The 18699-nt window shown below is 71.1% G+C and carries 16 protein-coding genes; 10 read left to right on the plus strand and 6 right to left on the minus strand.

Annotated features, from left to right (window positions below):
* The first annotated feature begins 155 nt into the window (after positions 1–155).
* Both ACZ4FV_RS10770 and ACZ4FV_RS10775 read left to right on the plus strand, forming a co-directional pair.
* Entirely contained in the window at positions 156–689 is a 534-nt protein-coding gene (locus ACZ4FV_RS10770; protein ID WP_465322456.1) for an NADase-type glycan-binding domain-containing protein, read from the plus strand.
* A gap of 211 nt (positions 690–900) precedes the next feature.
* The gene (locus ACZ4FV_RS10775) at positions 901–1497 is read left to right on the plus strand and encodes an aminotransferase class I/II-fold pyridoxal phosphate-dependent enzyme (RefSeq protein ID WP_465322457.1); all 597 of its coding nucleotides are present in this window, start codon (positions 901–903) and stop codon (positions 1495–1497) included.
* A gap of 82 nt (positions 1498–1579) precedes the next feature.
* Here the strand turns inward: ACZ4FV_RS10775 and ACZ4FV_RS10780 are convergent, their stop codons facing one another.
* Positions 1580–1876 carry a hypothetical protein gene (locus ACZ4FV_RS10780; protein ID WP_402236447.1) on the minus strand — a complete coding sequence of 99 codons (297 nt, stop codon included), beginning with the start codon at positions 1874–1876 and terminating at the stop codon, positions 1580–1582.
* Between ACZ4FV_RS10780 and ACZ4FV_RS10785 the strand changes: the two genes are divergently transcribed.
* Positions 1821–2204, plus strand: coding sequence for a DUF4232 domain-containing protein (locus tag ACZ4FV_RS10785; protein ID WP_395861133.1), 384 nt, complete (start codon positions 1821–1823; stop codon positions 2202–2204). The two genes, ACZ4FV_RS10780 and ACZ4FV_RS10785, sit on opposite strands and share 56 nt — an antisense overlap.
* Before the next feature lie 47 nt (positions 2205–2251).
* Here the strand turns inward: ACZ4FV_RS10785 and ACZ4FV_RS10790 are convergent, their stop codons facing one another.
* Together ACZ4FV_RS10790 and ACZ4FV_RS10795 are read right to left on the minus strand one after the other, a co-directional pair.
* Entirely contained in the window at positions 2252–2383 is a 132-nt protein-coding gene (locus tag ACZ4FV_RS10790) for a hypothetical protein (RefSeq protein WP_395861131.1), read from the minus strand.
* A gap of 93 nt (positions 2384–2476) precedes the next feature.
* Positions 2477–3211 (minus strand): dienelactone hydrolase family protein, encoded by a 735-nt coding sequence (locus ACZ4FV_RS10795; RefSeq protein ID WP_395861129.1) that lies wholly within the window; start codon positions 3209–3211, stop codon positions 2477–2479.
* A gap of 109 nt (positions 3212–3320) precedes the next feature.
* Here ACZ4FV_RS10795 and ACZ4FV_RS10800 point away from each other — a divergent pair, with 109 nt between their 5' ends.
* Complete coding sequence (locus ACZ4FV_RS10800; protein WP_395861127.1) at positions 3321–3875, plus strand: MarR family winged helix-turn-helix transcriptional regulator; 555 nt, start codon at positions 3321–3323, stop codon at positions 3873–3875.
* 180 nt (positions 3876–4055) lie between these two features.
* On the opposite strand, the gene ACZ4FV_RS10805 is transcribed toward ACZ4FV_RS10800, so the two are convergent.
* Complete coding sequence (locus ACZ4FV_RS10805; RefSeq protein ID WP_402236251.1) at positions 4056–4514, minus strand: MerR family transcriptional regulator; 459 nt, start codon at positions 4512–4514, stop codon at positions 4056–4058.
* Positions 4515–4802: 288 nt separating this feature from the next.
* Here ACZ4FV_RS10805 and ACZ4FV_RS10810 point away from each other — a divergent pair, with 288 nt between their 5' ends.
* Complete coding sequence (locus ACZ4FV_RS10810) at positions 4803–5903, plus strand: SDR family NAD(P)-dependent oxidoreductase (RefSeq protein WP_402236248.1); 1101 nt, start codon at positions 4803–4805, stop codon at positions 5901–5903.
* Between the two features lie 54 nt (positions 5904–5957).
* On the opposite strand, the gene ACZ4FV_RS10815 is transcribed toward ACZ4FV_RS10810, so the two are convergent.
* Positions 5958–6674 carry a hypothetical protein gene (locus ACZ4FV_RS10815; RefSeq protein WP_465322459.1) on the minus strand — a complete coding sequence of 239 codons (717 nt, stop codon included), beginning with the start codon at positions 6672–6674 and terminating at the stop codon, positions 5958–5960.
* Positions 6675–7444: 770 nt separating this feature from the next.
* Between ACZ4FV_RS10815 and ACZ4FV_RS10820 the strand changes: the two genes are divergently transcribed.
* The 5 genes from ACZ4FV_RS10820 to ACZ4FV_RS10840 all read left to right on the plus strand — a co-directional run bounded on the left by ACZ4FV_RS10820 (position 7445) and on the right by ACZ4FV_RS10840 (position 17748).
* Complete coding sequence (locus ACZ4FV_RS10820; protein WP_465322461.1) at positions 7445–9760, plus strand: Orn/Lys/Arg family decarboxylase; 2316 nt, start codon at positions 7445–7447, stop codon at positions 9758–9760.
* Positions 9761–9934: 174 nt separating this feature from the next.
* On the plus strand, positions 9935–10438 hold the full coding sequence (locus ACZ4FV_RS10825; RefSeq protein WP_402236242.1) for a hypothetical protein: 504 nt from the start codon (positions 9935–9937) through the stop codon (positions 10436–10438).
* Positions 10439–10491: 53 nt separating this feature from the next.
* Complete coding sequence (gene secD / locus ACZ4FV_RS10830) at positions 10492–12825, plus strand: protein translocase subunit SecD (protein ID WP_465322462.1); 2334 nt, start codon at positions 10492–10494, stop codon at positions 12823–12825.
* A gap of 984 nt (positions 12826–13809) precedes the next feature.
* Entirely contained in the window at positions 13810–16050 is a 2241-nt protein-coding gene (locus tag ACZ4FV_RS10835; RefSeq protein ID WP_395861114.1) for a hypothetical protein, read from the plus strand.
* A gap of 321 nt (positions 16051–16371) precedes the next feature.
* Positions 16372–17748 (plus strand): protein kinase domain-containing protein, encoded by a 1377-nt coding sequence (locus tag ACZ4FV_RS10840; protein WP_465322464.1) that lies wholly within the window; start codon positions 16372–16374, stop codon positions 17746–17748.
* Between the two features lie 306 nt (positions 17749–18054).
* Here ACZ4FV_RS10840 and ACZ4FV_RS10845 read toward each other — a convergent pair whose 3' ends face one another.
* Positions 18055–18657 carry a hypothetical protein gene (locus ACZ4FV_RS10845; protein WP_465322465.1) on the minus strand — a complete coding sequence of 201 codons (603 nt, stop codon included), beginning with the start codon at positions 18655–18657 and terminating at the stop codon, positions 18055–18057.
* Positions 18658–18699: the final 42 nt, after the last annotated feature.

Here is an 18699-nt window from a genome sequence, read left to right on the forward strand (position 1 = left end):
CCTGCCCGGTCTGCGGCACCCGCAATCGCCCCGACCGTCGCTTCTGCCGCCGCTGCGCCGCCTCGCTCCACACGCCCCCACCCACACCGACCCTGCCCTGGTGGCGCACTGTTTGGCCGTTCCGCCGCCGCGTCCGCACGGGGTCGGGGCAGCTGGTGCGGCGCCTGATTACCCTCCTGGTCGTCATCGCCCTGGTGATCGCCGGCTTCCTTCTCGTCCCGGCCGCCCGCTCGCTCTTCGAGGACACCAGAGACAAGCTCGGCAAGGCGGCGCAGATCACTCCGACCACCGTGACCGCCGACGCCGAAGCCCCCGGACATCCCGCCGGCAACGCCACCGACGGCCTCACCAACGAGTATTGGGGAGCCCCGGCCCTCGGCGACACCCTCACCTGCGCCTTCGCCGCCCCCTTCCGGCTGGTGGGCGTCGTGGTCAACAGTGGGGTCTCCACCGCAGCCGAGGAATTCCGCCGCGCGCCACGGCCGACCCGAGTCGACCTGCTCATCACCACCACGGACGGCCGAACGACCACCCGCGCCATGACCCTCGACGACCGGCCGGGCCCACAGACCCTCCGCATGGGCATCGGCAACGTGACGTCGGTCCGGGTGACCATCCGCGCCGCAACCGGCGCGACCCCCGAACAACCCATCGCCCTCGGCGAAATCGAGTTCTTCCGCCGCACCTGAGCCCCGGCCGGCCCTGATCGGGTCCCCGTTCTTTCGCGGGGCTCCTCGCTCCGAGGAGAAACGCACCGACCGAGCGACGAGCCGACGTTTTCGCCCCCTCCGCCAACGGCCGGTCGGCACGGTGAAGGGTTCACGCTCGACGCCGTCGGCCGGGCCGTGCCCACGCGGCCGTCCGCTCCCGCAAGGTGTCTGCCGCCGCCACGTTGCCCGGGTGTCGGGGCCCAGCGATCGCGCACGCACGTTCGTGGGCAGCTACGACCGGGTCATCGGCGTCGACAGCATGTCCAAGTCGTACGGGCTCTCGGGCCTGCGGATCGGTTGGGCGGTCGGCCCCTCGCAGGTGATCCGCGACCTGTGGCGGCGACACGAGTACGCCGCCATCGCCACCGGCCGACTCGACAACATCCTCGCGGGCATCGCGCTGGAGGAGGCCACGTCGACGCGGATCCTGGCCCGCAACAGGGCGGCGATGAGAGAGGGTTGGGCCCTGTTCGAGGACTGGCAGCGATCGCTCGGCGGGCTCGTCCGGGCCCATCGCCCGATGGCCACCCCACTGGTGTTCCTGCGCTTCGCCACCTCGCTCGACTCGGTGCGGGCCGGACACCGGATCCGTACGGGCGCGTCCACACTGATCTGCCCCGGCGAGTACTTCGGCTTCGACGGCTACCTGCGGATGAACTTCGGCTTCGGCCGGGACCCGGTTCGTCGGTCGACGGGCCGGGTTCCGCATCGCGTCTTCGCCGCAGGAGTCTGCGGGCGGGCGCGGCGCGACGTCGGGCGCGGATCGGCGACCGCGTCCACGCGGTGATCCGCGGCGTCGGAACCTCCTCCGACGGGGCATGTGATGATCGTCGGATGACAACGGGGCGGCGTGGCCGGTGGGCGTGGGGTTACGGGCTGCTCATGGCGGCGGTCGTGGCGGGTGTGAACGGGTGCGCGGACCAGTCGGGGTCGAGGACGCGCAATGCCGGCGGAAGCGGTTCGTCGTCCATACCCACGCTCTCCGAGGGCAGCGGAACGTCCTCCGCGCCCAGGGACCGCGACGCGTCGACGACGTCGAACACCGGGGCCCCGCCCGCCCGTTGCCCGGAATCCGGGCTTCGGATCACGGCGGAGGAGCCGGAGGCCGCGATGGGGCTGCGGGCGATGGGTCTGACGATGGTCAACTGCGGCGATACGACCCGCACCGTGACCGGGTATCCCGCCATTCGCGTCCTCGCCGCCGACGACACCGAACTCGACGTCGCGATCGAGCCGGGGGCTGCCTCGATCGCCACCATCGACACCCTCCGGGCCGAGCCGCGACCGGTGACGCTGCGTCCCGGCGAGCGGGCGATCTCCGGGGTGGCGTGGCGCAACACCGTCACGAGCGCGGCGGGCGCCGATCCGAGCGGGCACCGGCTCGACGTCGCGCCGTTGCCGGGGCAGGCCCGGCAGCGGCTACCGATCCCGGGTGGGATCGACCTCGGCGACACGCGACGCCTGGGCGTCGGCCCCTGGCACACCGCCGGTTGACCGGTCGGGCCCTGCCCCGCCCGCCCTCCCCGCGGCGAACGGGCGCGCTACGGCCGAAGGGAGTCGTCCGGATCGAAGTCGCCAGGCGCGGGAACGAAGTCGATCCGCACCGCCACCGGCGCGCCCGTGGCGTCGAGATCCACGAACAGCGGGAAGAACCCGTCCCCCCGACTCGTCATCGCGCACAGGATCCTGGCCCCGTCGACCTCCACCGTTCCGGCCTCGACGTCGGAGGCACGGAATGCCCGTCAACGCCGTTCAGGGCCGGAGCCTCAGCCGTTGCCCAGGGTGCTTCCGAGGAGGGGCAGCAGGCGGTCCCAGTGGAGCTGCATCGCGGCGGGGTCGAAGGCGTCGGTGTCGGCCATGGTGAAGCCGTGGACGGTGCCGGGGTAGATCTCGGAGGTGTGGTCGACGCCCGCGGCATCCAGGGCCTGGTTGAGCTCGCCCAGGGCCTCCGGCGTCAGGTCGGATTCGGCGTGGCCGAAGAGGACCCGGGCGGTGAGCTTGGCGAAGCTGTCGGGCCCGTCGGCACCCACGGGACCGTGGAATCCGGCGACGGCGGCCACCCGGCCGGGATGTGCCGCGGCGGTGCGTACCGCCAGGAGACCACCGATGCAGTAGCCGGTCACGGCGACCGGTCCGGCGCCGACCTCGGGTTGGGCGGCGAGGAACCCGAGGTAGGCGTCGGCGTCGCTCAGGACACGTTCGGTGGTGTGCGCCTGGATCAAGGGCATCAACCGGGCGATGATCGCGGGCCGGACCTCTTCGCCGATGTACTCGGGAAGTTCGACCACCGGTGCCGGGCCGTGCCGGTAGAAGAGGTTGGGCACGAGCACGTAGTACCCGTGCCCGGCCAGTTCGCGGGCGATCTCCCGCAGCACGGGCCGGATGCCGAACCCGTCCGCGTACATCAGCACCCCCGGGTGCCGCCCGCCACCTTCGGGGAAGGCGGCGAATGCGTCGGCTCGGCCGTCCGCGGTGGGGATCTGCACTGTCTTGATGGGCAAGGTCGTCCTTCCTTGGAGTTCGCTCCATTAACGTTAGTCTCACTATCGTTTTGGGCGTGAGCGAACCTATACCGTTAGTTGGACTAATGCAACGGGTAGCATGGGTGCCATGATCAGCGCCGAATCCGCAGACATGCCCGACGGCGGCGGGCTCAGGACACCCGACCGGCTGCGCCGGCGGGCGAGTCGGCTCCTGTCGCAGCTCGGCGTGCCGTCGGACCGGCTGATCACCGAGGGGCTGGCCCGGGTCGAAGCCCGCAAGTGGCACTATGCCGTGCTTGCCTCGCTACAGGATTACGGGCCGGGCAGCCAGGCGGAGCTGAGCACACGCTCCGGCATCTACCGCAGCGACATGGTCGGCGTGCTCAACGAACTGGCCGAGCGTGACCTCGTCGAGCGCGCACCGGACCCCGACGACCGGCGCCGCAACATCATCACCATCTCCGCCCGGGGCCGCCGCCGGCTACGCCTCCTCGACCAGGTCCTGGACGACCTGCAGGACGAACTGCTCGCCCCGCTGAGCCCGGCCGAACGCGACCAGTTCGTCCGGTTGCTCACCCGCCTGCTGGACCACCACACCCGCGACAGCCAGAGCGCGACCCGCACCGAACCCGCACGGAGGCCACATCCGGAACCTCCGGGCGGGGGCGCCCGCGCCAGGTGACCGGTGCTCGAATACGCCCGAAGGAATGGAACGGCCCGGCCGCCTCAAGGGGTTGTCATGGCCCACCACCAAACATTCCCGGCCAACTCGCAACTTCCCGACCCACACCACGGCCCACCACCCACCGCCCCCGGAACCACCGCGGATTCCGCGCCCCGTCGGCCGGCAGGGGTCCGGGTGCTACGGGGTGTGCGGACGAGCGAATCCGGCCCGGTGACTCGGATCGTCCCGGACCTCCGGCCCACGCGCGGTGGTGGCCTCGCCCCGAGGTCGCCGGCGGCCTCGGGGCCGGGTGTCGGTGAGGAGGGCGTCGAGCGCGTCCCGGGACGCCTCCAACGCCGCCATCGACGCACTGATCCGCGCACGCTGTCGGTTGAGCTGCTCAACCAATCCCGGACAGCCCGAGGGGACGGGGTGTCCCCCGTCGTCGTGCACACAGTGCAGGACACGGCCTATGACCGCGGTCGGCAGGCCGGCCGCCAAGAGCAGGCGGATATGGCGCACCGCGGCGACGTCGGAGGCCGTGTACTCCCGGAAGCCGTTCGCCGACCGCAGCGGCCGCAGCAGGCCCTGTTCCTCGTAGTAGCGCAGCAACCTGCGACTCACACCGGCCTCTTCGGCCAGATCCCCGATACGCATGAGACTCCCCGACGCTGTCGATGACGCCACCACGCCCGCCCTCGCCATCGGGCGTCGCGGACGATGGGGAAACGGCCCGAAGCGCTTGCCGATTCCCGACCGCGCCGCCTCGACTCGGTCCGAGTCGCGCGCGCGTCCGACTCCGATGGGCCGGGACGCATTCGGGGTGGGCTGCCCGCACGCGGCGCGTCGACCCGGCGCACGACTTGACCCTCACATCGGTGTGACGATCTAACGTCCCGCGCTACGAACCCCCGCGAGGGCGAGGGAACACGAAGGGAGACGGCAATGCCGGGAGTGATCATCATCGGGGCGGGGCCGGGGATCGGTGCCGCCGTCGCACGGAGGTTCGCGGCCGAGGGGATGCCGATCGCGCTCGTCGCGCGCACGCACGCGTCACTGGACACGGTCGCCGCGTCGATCGCCGGTCACGACGTGCCCGTGACGCGGCTGTCGGCCGACAGCGCGGACGAGAGCGCGCTGCGCGCTGCACTCGACGCGGCGGTCGACGCCATGGGGACGCCCGATGTGGTCGTCTACAACGCCGCGATCGTCCGCTCGGACACACCCGGGCAACTGACGACGCTCGAACACGGCCGCACCTGGGCGGTCAACGTCCTCGGCGCGCTCACCGCCGCCTCCCACACCGCCTCCGCCCTCGCCGAACGCGGCGGTACCTTCATCGTCACCGGCGGCATGCCCGAACCCAAGGCCGACTACGTCAGTCTCTCCCTCGGCAAGGCCGGGCTGCGGGCCCTGGTCACGATGCTGGACCAGACCTACGGCCCCGACGGCGTACACGTCGCCGCCGTCACCGTCGCCGGACCGGTCGCCCCCGGCACCGACTTCGACCCCGACGACATCGCCGAACACTATTGGCGACTGCACCGCCAGCCCCGGTCCGCGTGGCAGCGCGAGGTCGTCCACGACGGACGCACCGGCGCGGACCAACGCGTCGGCGACGATCCGGCCGAAGGAACCGCCACCCCACCCGACACCGACCGCGACGCGCCCGCACAGGTCGTCGCCGACTGGCTGGACCGCTTCCGCACCGCCTTCGACGCACACCGCGTCGGCGACATCATCGACCTGTTCCATCCGCAAGCCCTGTTCCAAGGCATCGGCACCGAACCGGCTTCCGGCCGAGAGGCCATCGGTGCCTACTACACGGCCGTCGCCCCCGGGACCACGGCGACGACACGGCTCCTGCACGCGCGCCGCCTGGGCGACCGGACCGTGACGGCCCTGGCCGACGTGGACTTCTCCCCACCCACCGGGGACACAGTCCCGGTACGCGTGTCCATCGTCGCCCGCCGCGACTCCGACGGCTGGACCGCGCGGCATTACCACGCGGCCCGGCGGGTCACGCCGGAATCACATCCTTCCTGACACAGGCGCCCCCGACCGTCCTCGGACGCCAAGTCGGTCCACCCGGAGGTGTCGTCACGCTGCACTCCTCGGAGCCTCCGGCTCGCATCCCGCCCGGACGATGGCGCTGCATCGGGCAACCAGCGGCGCGACCGCGTCGGGATCGGTCCGGGGCCCGGGGAAGCGCGTGATGGCCAACCCGACACAGGCGAAAGGCAGCGGCCACACGCCGAGCGTGCAGAAACCCGCCATGGCCCACGGCAACCAGCCGCCGACCCCGCAGGCCACCGCGATCGCCCAGGCCGTCAACCCGGGAAACAGCGCCGCCGACGCCATGGTCAGGCGCAGCATGCGCCGGTGCCGGCCGCCGTGCGTCGGTGGGAGACGCGCCAACACCGGTGGCGCGTGCTCGTGCAGCACGGCCTTGAAAGCATCGCTGCGGTCGATCTCCTCGAAGGTGAGCCCCTCGTGGAAGTCTTCGACAAGCAACGCGTAGAGCGCGACCTGCACGGGATCGTCGGTCGGCCTGCGGTGTCGGTCCAAGGCCCGGACGACGCGTCGCCGCGAGACGAAGACCAGACCCGCCTCGCGGAGCCCGTCGACGGCAAGCTCGCGCGCCGACACCTTGGGAACCGCGAACTCCGCGGCCTGGTAGAGGTTGATCGGCAGCGCCGCAGCCGCTTTCGCCGCGGCGAACTCCGCAGGTGAGGCAGGCCGCTTGGACAACGCCCCCAGCACGAAGTAAACCGCCACCAACCCCACGGGCACCAGCAGCGCAAGATCGTTGTTCACGTACCCCCCACCCCGTCGCGACAGCTGCCTGAACTACGGACGGCACAGGCGACGGACGAGCCGTACACACCCGGCGGCGCGGCCACCTCCCCCATCCCCCATTCCCCGCTCCCTTGCCTCATGCCTCGCGCGGGCCGCCGCGAGCGCGGCGCGCCCGCCGCCGAACCGGGCCCGCGCAACAAGGAATTCGAGGGCTCGCCTGCCCCCTCCGCCGGCCGCGCCGTTGTGCGGGCGTGGCCTCGCACGCCGAAGGCGGCCACGTCACCACGCAAATGCTCGACCGCCGCCCCCGGGGCGCCGACGACCGCGGCTCCGGCGCCGCCTGATGGCGTTCAGCAGCGGGATCACGGCCACTTTCCCGGCGGTCGTCCATGCCGCAGCTTCTCTCTCCCGTCCGCGGCAAGCATCTCAACCGGCCGCTGCCCGGTCAGAGGGAGCTCCCTCCGGCCGGGTGCAGCGTGGCGGCGCGGGTGCGGTTCATCCGGTGCTGGAACGGATCGAACGTGAGAGCCGCCCGTCGGCCGCCCGCCGCCCGCCGCCTGCCGCCCGCCGCCTGCCGCTGTGCACGCCGGGGGCCGTTTCCGGACCGGGGTGTCCGTGTCGCAGACACACCGAAACTCGGCCCGAAAGTCCACGCCGGAGTCCTCCGCGCATCCACCTGTTTAGGCCATCCGGGTTGTCATCGGCAAAGAACCGTCTCCCCGGCGATCGGGCGGCCGATCGTGGAGGAGGACGGCCGACGGGTCGTCCAGGGGCGGGAAGGAGTGCGAATGTCTCCTGGAACGGTTGTGTTCGCGATATCCGAGGCGGTCGACGGCGACGGCGTCCGGGCCGAGCAACTACGACGCATCCGAGCGGTACTTCAGGCCGATGGCTTCGATGTGCGGTGTGTGACCCGAGCGCGGGACGCGGCGGGCGTACTGGGATCCGACCCACGTGTGGTGGCGGCCGTGATCGATTGGGAACTCGAAGCGGCGGACGCCCATTCGGACGCGGCCGCCGTGTTGCGCGCGGTCGCCGAGCGTTTTCGGGACCTGCCGACGTTTCTGGTTCTCGACCACCACGATCCGGCGGAACTGCCGTTGTTCGTCGCGGAGACCGTGGTCGGCTACGTGTGGTTGTCGGAGGACACGCCCGGCTTCATCGCGGGTCGGATCGCGCACGCCGCCCGCACGTATCGGGACGCGCTGCTCCCGCCGTTCTTCGCGGCGTTGCGTCGGTTCGACGACTCGTTCGAGTACTCGTGGCACACCCCGGCCCACGCGGGCGGGGTGGCGTTTCTGAAGTCCCCGATCGGCAGCGCGTTCCACGAATACTTCGGCGAGCAGCTCTTTCGTAGTGATCTGTCCGTGTCGGTCGCCGAGTTGGGATCGCTGTTCGAGCACACCGGGCCGATCGGCGCGGCGGAGCGCAACGCGGCGCGGGTGTTCGGCGCGGATCGCACCTACTTCGTACTCGGTGGCGACTCGGCCGCCGACCGCCTCGTGGGTCACGCCTCGATCGGGTTCGACGAGATCGCGTTGATCGATCGCAACTGCCACAAGTCGGTCCTGCACGGCCTGGTGATGTCCGGGGCGCGGCCGGTGTATCTGGTCCCGACCCGCAACGGCTACGGACTCGCCGGCCCGGTCCCGCCGAGCGCGCTCACCCCGCAGGCACTGCGGGCACGGATCGCGGATCATCCGTTGACCACGGACGCCGTCTCGCCCGTGCCGGTGTACTCCGTGTTGACCAACTCGACCTACGACGGCCTGTGTTACGACGCGGTACGAGCGGCCGGCACGCTCGGGCAGAGCGTCGCGCGGGTGCACTTCGACGAGGCGTGGTTCGCGTACGCGCGCTTTCACCCGCTGTACGCGCATCGCTTCGGGATGTCGGTGGGCCCGGAGACATTGCCCGGGCCGGAGCGGCCGACGGTCTTCTCGACCCAGTCCACGCACAAATTGCTGGCCGCGCTCTCGCTGAGCGCGATGGTGCATGTGCGGGACACCCCTCGGGCGCCGGTGACCCACGACCGATTCAACGAGGCGTACATGATGCACGGTTCGACCTCGCCGCTCTACCCGATGATCGCCTCACTCGACGTGGCCACCGCGATGATGGACGGCCCACAGGGTCGCTGCCTGATCGACGAGGCGGTGACCGAGGCGGTGCGCTTTCGCCGGGCGATGGTGCACCTGGGACGCAGAATCGCCGCCGCCGGGGACCGCCCCGCCTGGTTCTTCGGAGTGTGGCAGCCCGAGGAGGTGGTCGACCCGGCCACCGGCGAGGCCGTGCCGTTCGCGGACGCCCCACCGGATCTGCTGCGCACCGATCCCTCCTGCTGGCAACTCGCTCCCGGCGCCGCGTGGCACGGCTTCCCGGACCTGGAAGAGGGCTGGTGCCTCCTGGATCCGGTGAAGGTGACGATCACCTGCCCGGGCACCACGGCCGGCGGCACGATGACCGACTGGGGCATCCCCGCTCGTGTCCTGACCGCCTATCTGGAGACCCGGCGCGTCATGGTCGAGAAGACCGACACCTACAGCACGCTGATCCTGTTCTCCCTGGGCATCACCAAGGGCAAGTGGGGCACGCTGCTCGACGCGCTCACCGACTTCAAGGCCCGATACGACGAGGGCGCGCCCCTGGCGGAGGTGCTGCCCGAGATCGTGGCCGCACATCCGCACCGCTACCGGGACCTGACGCTGCGCGACCTGTGCACGTCGATGCACGAACACTTGCGTGACGCGGGCCTGGTCGGACTTCTCGACGACGCCTTCCGCATCCTGCCCCGGGCCGCCGCTCCGCCACAGGCGTCCTTCCGCCAGCTCATGCGGGGCGACACCGAACGCGTCCCGCTCACCGCCGCTGCCGACCGTGCCGCGGCGGCCATGGTGTGCGTCACCCCGCCCGGCATCCCGGTCCTGCTGCCGGGCGAGGAAATCGGCGCGGCCGACGGCCCGTTGCTGCGCTACCTGCGCGCGCTGGAAGCCTTCGACCGACGCTTCCCCGCCTTCGGCAGCGAAACCCACGGCGTGACCATCGACGACGACGGCAGCTACCTGATCGAGGTCGCGGGCCGCAGCCAACCCTCGAAGCGATGAACACCCGCCCGGTTCCCCGGCCTGGGTGTCGCCCGGGCCACGGTCTCACTACAGGCGGCCCTCCGGCGGTGGGAATCGCATGCGGGGAACCCCGGACGGCCGGCCGGGCGTTGCGTGTGTGAACCGACTCGTGCCCACATCGGCGTGGGAACGGCGCAGACCCAGGAGGGCGCGATGACCCGGCGACACGTCGCCGCCAGTCGTCGCTTCGTCGGCTCCGCGGCCACGCGCCGCCGCCACGCGGATCCCCGCACTCGCCGGGGTTTCCGGCGCGGCGGATGGCTCCGGGTGCTGATCGCGGTCGTCCTCGCGCTGCTCGGCGCGGTGACTTCCCCCGCGTCCGCGCGCGCGGTCGCGATACCCGATCCCGACCATGTCTCGGTCTCCGCGCACACCACCGCCGATCCGGGGCACGTGCGCGACATCGCCGACGAGGCGACCCGCGACGTGCGACGCGGCCCGCCGGCACCGTTCGCCACCCGCGACCTGCCCAACGAGCGGCACCACCTCCACCACTCCCACGACGCGGCGCTCGTGGGGCACGTTTTCGCGCTCCTGTGCCCCGCAGGGCATCGAACCGGCGCGCCGGCCGCCGACGCCGACCCTTCACCCCGCCGTTTCGCGCTCCCGACGGGTCGCGCTCCACCGTCTCCCCGGGCTCCAGAGCAGCGTCCCTGAGTCCGATCGCCGCGCGCCGACCACCGGCCGCGGCGTATCCGTGGAGACCATCCTTGCCACGTGCCACCAAGGTGCGGGCGTTTTTCGCCCTCGCCATCCTCGTCATGTCCACCTACATCGCCGCGACCGTACCGCCGCGCCTCGGCCTCGACCTGCGCGGCGGCACCCAGATCGTCCTGGAAACCCGGGACTCGCCCACCGCGAAGGCCGACCGCGACGCCACCGATCGAGCCCTGGAGGTGCTGCGTCGTCGAGTCGACGCGCTCGGCGTCTCCGAACCCGACCTGGTCCGCTCGGGCGACCGACGAATCATCGTCCAACTACCCGGCGTGCAGGAGCCGCGCCGGGCCGCCGAGGTGCTCGGCCGAACCGCACAACTCACCTTCCATCCCGTTCTCGAGGTCGCCGACACCACGGAAGCCACGACCTCACCCGACGCCGGCGGGCGACGGATACTGCCGGACGAGTCCGGCCGGATGCTGACGCTGGACGCGGCGCGGATGACCGGAGCCGACGTAGACAGGGCCGAAGCCCTCCTGGAGCCGGCCGGCGGCGGCTGGCACGTGACGCTCGACCTGCGCGGTCGGGGCGAACGGGCCTGGGCCGAGTTGACCGGGGACGCCGCGTGCGCGCCTCCGGGCACGCCCGCGCGGCGCGTGGCGATCGTCCTGGACGGCAAGGTCGTCTCGTCGCCTCAGGTCGACCCGTCGGTGGGCTGCGACACCGGAATCCTCGGCGGATCCACCCGCATCACCGGCGACTTCGACAAACGCGAGGCCCGCGAGTTGGCGCTGCTGATCAACGGCGGCGCGCTGCCGGTCCCGGTCGAGACGGTCGAACACCGCACCGTGGGACCCACGCTGGGCGAACAGGCCATCGAGGCCGGCATGTGGGCCGCGATCATCGGCGCCGCGCTGACCGCGCTGTTCATCGCGTGCGTGTACCGCCTGCTCGGCATCCTCGCCGCGGTGGCCCTGGCCGGCTACGGGCTGATCGCGTACGCCGCCCTGGTCGGCCTGGGCGCCACCCTCACACTGCCCGGACTCGCGGGATTCGTACTGGCCGTCGGCATGGCGGTCGACGCCAACGTGCTGGTGTTCGAACGGGCCCGCGAGGAGTACCTCGCGCGAACCGCACCGGCCCTGCGTCCGTCACTGACCCGAGGCTTTCGCAACGCGTTCGGTGCCGTCGCCGACTCGAACGTCACCACCCTGATCGCGGCCGGCCTGCTGTTCTTCCTGGCCACCGGTCCGGTGCGCGGATTCGGGGTGACACTGGGCATCGGCGTGCTCGCGTCGATGGTCAGCGCGCTGGTGGTCACCCGGGTCCTGGCCGAGTTCGCCGTGAGCCGGGCGGCGGTACGACGCCGGCCTCGGATCAGCGGCATCGCGCACGCGGGCCCGGTGCGCGAGTGGCTCGCCCGACGCGATCCGCACCTCATGCGGCACCGCCGGCGCGTGCTCGCCGTCTCCGGCGTGCTCGCGCTGGGCCTGGCGGTGTCCGGCGTGGCGGTACGCGGCGTCGACTTCGGCGTGGAGTTCACCGGCGGCCGGCTCGTGGAGTACTCGACCGCCCAGTCGGTCGATCCGGACCGGGCCCGGTCCGCACTCGCCGACGCCGGGTTCCCCAAGGCCGTCGTGCAGACCTCGGGCGATCGCGAACTCACCGTACGCACGGGAAAGCCGACCGATGCCGAGGAGGCGCGGATCACCGCGACGGTCGGCGAACTCGGCGGCGGAGCGGAGAAGGTGCGCGACGAGTTCATCGGTCCGAGTCTGGGCAAGGAATTGCGGCTCAAGGCCGTGATCGCCCTCGGAATCGCACTCGCCGCCCAACTGGCATACCTCGCGGTGCGGTTCCGCTGGACCTTCGGGGTGGCCGCGGTCGTCTCCATGGCACACGACGTGCTGATCCTGGTGGGCGCCTTCGCGTGGCTGGGGCGCACCGTCGACGCGGTGTTCCTGGCCGCGCTGCTCACCGTGATCGGCTACTCGGTCAACGACTCCGTCGTCGTCTTCGACCGAATCCGCGAACTGCGCCGCACGCCCGCGCACGGCAAGCGCTCACTCGCCCGGATCACCGACACCGCGGTGCTCCAGACCCTGCCGCGCACCGTCAACACCGGTTCCGGCGCGTTGTTCGTCCTGGTCACGCTGGCGGTATTGGGCGGCGACTCACTGGCCGACTTCGCGCTGGCGTTGCTGATCGGCGTAGTGGCCGGCACCGCCTCCACGGTGAGCGTCGCCGCGCCTCTGGCCGTCGTGTTGGAGTCGCGCGCGACCCCTTCGCCGCCACGCGCGGCCCGATCCCGAACCTTGCCCGACCATCGCGGCCACGGCCCCCGCCGTCCCGGTCGCGCGCCCCGCGACAACGGCGCACGCGTCTGATCCCGCCCACCAACGCACCGACCGATCTCCTGAACAGGCCCGGCCCCTGCCGCCGAACCGGTTCGTTCGCCGACGAGGACCTCGGCCTCGTCACCCCGACAACAGTCCGCCCACTCCGCTCCACCACGGGGCACCGCCGTCGTGCACGCGCCGAGAGCAACGGGGAGCTCTCGGCCGACGTGCTGAGCACAGCCGCGAACTCGGCGTTCCGCCGAGCGATCGACATCGCCGAGTTCGCGGGCCCGGTCCGAGCAGGCGGCAGTTCCGCGTACTCACCGGCACAGCGCCGAGCTGCACCCCGCGGCGGGGGTTCGGGACGGCGGCTCGCCCACCCGGTTCTCACCAAGCGGGCGGAACGGGCTTACGACGGAACCTGCGCGACACAACGCCCATCATCACAATATGAATAAACTTCGCAACTGCCCTGTACTGCACCGAACTTGCGCACAATACGACCGCTCCGCCGTCGCAACGGGGCCACATTCGAAATTCGGAATTCGGAATTCCGATTGGCCCGAACCTCAGATGTTGCTCAAGTGCGATTCCCAGGCCACATTCGCCGCCGGTAGCTTCGCTCCCGAGCCGCAGGGCTGATCATTGGGATGTCCTGTGGGTGTCTACCCGCGATCCCCACTGATCGTTTCCCCGCACACATGGCGCGACGGCGGTCGAAGCAGAGGATTTCCGACAGCAGCCGAGTCCGTGGGCAAACGACCGGGTGGTCCCGACCTCGTTGTCGAAAGGACACCAATCATGGCATCTGGCATATCTGGCAAAAATCCGAAGCGCCGACCCGTCAAAGGGACCCGGATCGCGGCCGGGCTCGTTTTGGCCGTGACCGGGGTCCAAGTGCTGGAGGCGGCCACCGCAGTGCGGGCCCACGCCGACGAACCGAACCTGCCGGAACCCGGTAACAACCGAGGGCCCAGTTTGTCCTGGCGCGTCATGGACGCGCTTCAGCGGAATGTCCCCATTACGCCGGACATGGTGCCACGTGATGCCAAGTTCTTCATGTCGAAGCTTTTCGTGGCTTCGATCATCCAAACGACCATCACCGAAGCCCGGCTCGGCGGTCCTTTCGTCAACCCACATCTGCACAGTTGGCTTGTTACCGCCAAGGACGTCGCCGCCGGTGTCAACTTGTTCATGGCAGAGCGCGCAAAGACCATTCAGGGGGCCGAGAACGAAGCCCGCACGATTCTCCGGGAGCGAAGCGCGGCGGTAGCGGACTACGTCGCCGAGCTGCGAAACGGACCGGTGAAAAACCCCGATGTCTTGCGGAATCTCGCCCTGACGGAGGCCGCCTACCAGGGGCTCGACGACAAGTACAAGCATGTGGAGATCAACGAATTCGCCAAGAACATCGTCGACGAGCGGGAGCGGGTGAAACTCAGCCCGATCCGCGACGTGCGGAGCGACCCGGTGCTCCGCAGCCTCGCCGAGGAGACCTTCGCGAGGTCCAGGGTGGCCCCCGCGTTGACCGACGCATTGGAGTACGAGGCCATCAAGGCCGTCGAAGCCACGGACCCGAACAAGTCGGTGAAGGAGTTGCGGGGCCGGAGCTTCCTGGACTACCAACTCTCCAAGTACAGCGACCGACTTCCCAAGCCCGGAACCACCTCCGGCTACCCGGACGGACCCGAGAAGCCCGGCGGCGACCCGGCGGGCAAGGGAACGAACAACCCCAAACCGGTGACGAACGGGCCCTCGGGCGGAGCGGCCGAACTGCCGCGCGGGGAGACGCCGGAGGCGGGCAAACCCTCGACCGGCCAGGGCAACGGCACCCCTGAAACGGGTCGTGGAGGCGCGACCGAATCGTCCGGACGCGGCGGTAGCACGGAGAGTACGACAACCCGTCCCGGGGCGGGGAAGCCGGCGGCAGGCGAAGGCAAGTCGGCTGCGGGCGAGCCCGCGCGCGGGTCGGGCGGCACGCAGACCGACCCCCTCCGCGCACCCGGAGGAACCACCGCCGGCGAGCCCGAGGCCAAGCCCGCGCCTACCGCGGAGCCCAAGGCCAAGCCCGGAACCGCGGCGGAGCCCGAGGCCAAACCGGCGCCCGCGGCGGAGCCCGAGGCCAAGCCCGGGACCTGGGACGAGACGAGGCCGACCGTGCCGCGGGAGGCTCCCGTCGAACCCGCGGCGAAGCCTCGCACCGCCACGGCCGAGAAGCCGGCAGCACCGGAGTACACGCCGAAGACCGCCAGGTCGGCCACCGAGGACGCCTTCACCCGCAACGTCAACATCGCCGTGAAGCAGAACGCCGCGTTCGAGGTGGCGGCGTTCGCACTCGAGCAGGTTCAGGGCCGGCTGACGTCGGACTACCTCAACTGGATGGTGCGCCGAGCACAGCAGGACCCGCAGTTCGTGGACCGGTACCTGACCCAGTACGGGAACTGGCAAAGCATGAGCTGGGCCGAACGGCGCCGGTACGAGGTCGACCACTTCTTCGACGACGGCCTCGACTTCATCAACTCGGTGGCCTTCTTTCCGGAGATGGCGAAGTACATGCAGGCGATGCAGAACTTCTACCGGCCGGCTTCGCCGGGTGACCCGGGCATGACCTCGACCGAGGTGACCGTCGAGCCGTACACCGGCGGCGGGCAGACCACGGACGCGGCCAACCGCATAACCCTGGGCCCGGACGGCCAATGGCACGACCGGTCGCGCATCTACATGCTCACCGACCGCGACAAGAAGGCCGCGCCCCCGCCAGCCCGGACGCCCGCCGAAAAGCAGGCCCCACCGCAGACGCAGAGCCGGCCTCCGGCCAAGGCGCCTGCCAAGTCGGGTCCGCAAGCCAAGTCGGGGGCCCAGCAGAGCGTCGACGCCAAGATGCGCGAGAAGAGCAACCGCACACCGGGCAAGTCGGGCACCAGCGGCAACAGTGTCAACCCCGACCGCTCCAACGGCAGTTCGTCCGAGTCCCACAACAACCGGCTCGGAGAGGGCGGTGGCCACAAGCCTTCCGGTGGCGGCGCGCCGGGACCGTCCGGTGGCGGCTCGTCCGGGCCCTCCAACGGCGGGTCGGGTACGAGTCCCGGAACCGGTGGCAGCAGCAACAGCAGCGGCAACGGCGGCTACGGCGACAACGGCGGTGGCGGCAGCGGCAACGGCGGCGGTGGCGGACAGTCCAGCGACCCCGGCCCCGACTCCGGGAACAAGGGCCTCGGCTTCGGCGGCAAGTCCTCGGGAGGCGGCGGCTCGGACGCGTCCAAGCGCGTGTGACCGACGGTCCGCCGTCCGGCTCCGGCAGGCCGGACCGGGCGGCGGACCGTGACGGCCGAACGTACGAGAACGGGCGCCTGACCGTCGCCTGCGACGGCCGGCGACGCCCGACCGCCACCGGCCGACCCGGGCGAACCACCTGCTGCGTAAGGTGCGTTCGCGGAAAATGAAAACCCGGGCCCGGCTGCTCCCCAAGCCTTGGGGGGCCGGGGTCGGGCGTTCCCGCCATCGGCAGGCGCGGACCGGATACTGCGGTCCTCCGGTGGTCTTCCGGTGGTCTTCCGGATCGTCCGACCTTCGAGGCTTTACGGGGAGCGCGGTATGTGGGCACCAGGGACGGTCTTCGGCGACCGATACACCTTGGCCGAACAATTGATCGACGGCAGCGCTGCGGAGGTGTGGTCGGCGGACGACGCCGTGCTCGGCCGGCGAGTCGTGATGAAGATCCTGCATCCGGAACTCGGCGCGCACGCCGTGGCCGTGGAACGGTTCCGCAGCGAGGCCCGCCTCGCGGCGACCCTGGATCCCCCCGGAGTCGTCGGCGTCCACCGCAGCGACGGGACCGAGGACTTCCCAGAAATACCCTACGTCGTGGTGCAGTTCGTGGACCGCAGTGCGCTGAGCGGAAGAGCCGCCGCGAACGGCTCGATAGCGTACGAACAAATCCCCGACGTCGTGGCGCAGACGCTGGAGGCGTTGCATGCGCAACATCGCCACGCGATCGTGCACCGCGACGTCGAGCAATCCGGCCCCACGCCCCGAACACTCAACCCTGCCGCGAGCCGGCCCGCCCGCAGGCGTAGCCGAAAACACCGCACGGCCGTCGCCGCGTTGCCGGCCGCCGCCGTCATTGCGGCGGTCGCCACCGCTCTGTTCGTGCTCCACTCGCCTGCGGACACCACCCCCGAGGCACGAAACGGCGGGCCGACGAACGCGCAGACGCCGGTCGCCCCGGGCACCGCATCACCGGAGGCGACACCGCAGGCCGACACCGGAGCACCGACAGGACCCGGCGCCGCACCGTCCAGCGCGCCCGGGGATCCGACGACCGCGCCGGCGACGGGCCCACTCTCCACCCCGGACGGGCCTGCTGTGACCGGGAGTTCGGCCCCGGTTGCGCCGCCCCCGGCGGATCCTGTCAGGCCGACACCGGCCGGAGCGACAAAGCGAACCGCCGCCGGAAGTAGCTCCACGCAGGCCGGCGGCACCTCCGCGAACAGCGGCGCGCGGCAACCGAGCCGCCCTGTCGCCAAGCCCGCCGCCGCGGCCCCGGCAGCCGCGCCCGCGGTGCCCGCCGGATGCGGCGGCTCGGGCTGGGCAGCCATCACCAACGTCGGCGACGGCACGAGGGTCGGCATCGACACCGCGAGCCCCGGCGTCGGCAGCAGGCTGGTCATGGGGGGACACACCGAATACGGCTGGGTCACCGCGCAGGTCGGCCCCTGGAAGAACATCCGGGCCTGCAACACGAGCGGCCTGACGATCGTCCCGACGTCCGGCGGCGGCGGGTCCCCATCCCTCGGCACCGCCGTCTTCACCGACGGACTGCTGAACATCAGCGCGGCGCCCACGTCGGGCGCTTCCCTGATCACCGGTTTCACGGGCACGCAGTGCCTGACCGACAACGGCCCGGGCCGCCAACTGACCTTCGCCTACTGCGTTCCGGGAAACAAGGCCCAGCAGTGGTACATCCGATAGTCGGCGTGCCGACGTGGACTCGAACCCGGTGCCTCAGCGACCTGGTTGCGCGTCCAGGGCTCGGCCGAACACCACCTGCACGACGCGTTCTCGACCGGCGCGGGGTTGCCGTTCGTCCTCCCGCCGCGCGGGTCGCCGGCCGCCCTTCCCGGGACGGCGGCCTCGGTATCGACGTACCGTTGCGCCCATGACTTGCGCGACGCGCTGAACGAGGTGGACCCGGCACCCACCGATGCGCGAAATCCCCGCAACCGGAAGCACGTCGAGGCCGACGTCCGGTCCACGCCGTGACCGGACGCCTCGGCGCTACATCCCCTGGTCGCGGGAGGCGGCGGATCGCCTCCCGTTTTGTGATCCGAGGTTGTGCACCGGAGTCTTGGCTGTAGGCACCATGAAGTCGACGCCGACTGCGGGCCCGAACGAAAGGCTCGCCGGCGACCTTGCCACGGTCATCTTCCCCCCGATGATCCCGGGGTGGCGGGTGGGGGCGGCCTTGGCGGTACGGGACCTCTGGGGGGCGGGAGCCGCGCGGATGATCTTGGCTTCCGCCTCTTGCTTCGCCTTGTCGAAGGCCGCCCAGGTGTCCGCTTCATTGTGCGGGACGGGCCTCATGTCCTCGGCGAGCGATTGGAGAAAATCACCGTTGCTCTTCGCGCGATCCAGCCTCTCTCTCCTATCCATCAGCTTGTCGTGCGAAGGAACATCGTTCATGTCGTCCGCTATGCGCGCGTCCCACAAGGCCTGGTCGCGTTCCCGCTCCCGGGCCTGTTCTCGCTCGGCCTCCACGGATCGGGCAGCCCAGCGTTCCGCGGCGCGTTCCGGGGCGTTGCGAATCGCCTCGACTCCTCGCCTGACCGCGGTTCGCAAGCCGGGAGCGCGTGGCCCGACGCTCGGCGCGACCGTGGGCATTGGGGGTATGACCATGGGTGCGGGTGCGGGTGCGGGTGCGGG

The sequence above is a fragment of the Embleya sp. NPDC025285 genome (genome assembly GCF_055558835.1).

Excerpts from the sequence above, each read along its gene's own strand:
- ACZ4FV_RS10845 (WP_465322465.1), bottom strand. The coding sequence starts at position 18,657 with ATGCCCACGGTCGCGCCGAGCGTCGGGCCACGCGCTCCCGGCTTGCGA.
- ACZ4FV_RS10805 (WP_402236251.1), bottom strand. The coding sequence starts at position 4,514 with ATGCGTATCGGGGATCTGGCCGAAGAGGCCGGTGTGAGTCGCAGGTTG.
- ACZ4FV_RS10790 (WP_395861131.1), bottom strand. The coding sequence starts at position 2,383 with ATGACGAGTCGGGGGGACGGGTTCTTCCCGCTGTTCGTGGATCTCGAC.
- ACZ4FV_RS10800 (WP_395861127.1), top strand. The coding sequence starts at position 3,321 with ATGATCAGCGCCGAATCCGCAGACATGCCCGACGGCGGCGGGCTCAGG.
- ACZ4FV_RS10835 (WP_395861114.1), top strand. The coding sequence starts at position 13,810 with ATGGTGCCACGTGATGCCAAGTTCTTCATGTCGAAGCTTTTCGTGGCT.
- ACZ4FV_RS10810 (WP_402236248.1), top strand. The coding sequence starts at position 4,803 with ATGCCGGGAGTGATCATCATCGGGGCGGGGCCGGGGATCGGTGCCGCC.
- ACZ4FV_RS10825 (WP_402236242.1), top strand. The coding sequence starts at position 9,935 with ATGACCCGGCGACACGTCGCCGCCAGTCGTCGCTTCGTCGGCTCCGCG.
- ACZ4FV_RS10785 (WP_395861133.1), top strand. The coding sequence starts at position 1,821 with ATGGGGCTGCGGGCGATGGGTCTGACGATGGTCAACTGCGGCGATACG.
- ACZ4FV_RS10840 (WP_465322464.1), top strand. The coding sequence starts at position 16,372 with ATGTGGGCACCAGGGACGGTCTTCGGCGACCGATACACCTTGGCCGAA.
- ACZ4FV_RS10820 (WP_465322461.1), top strand. The coding sequence starts at position 7,445 with ATGTCTCCTGGAACGGTTGTGTTCGCGATATCCGAGGCGGTCGACGGC.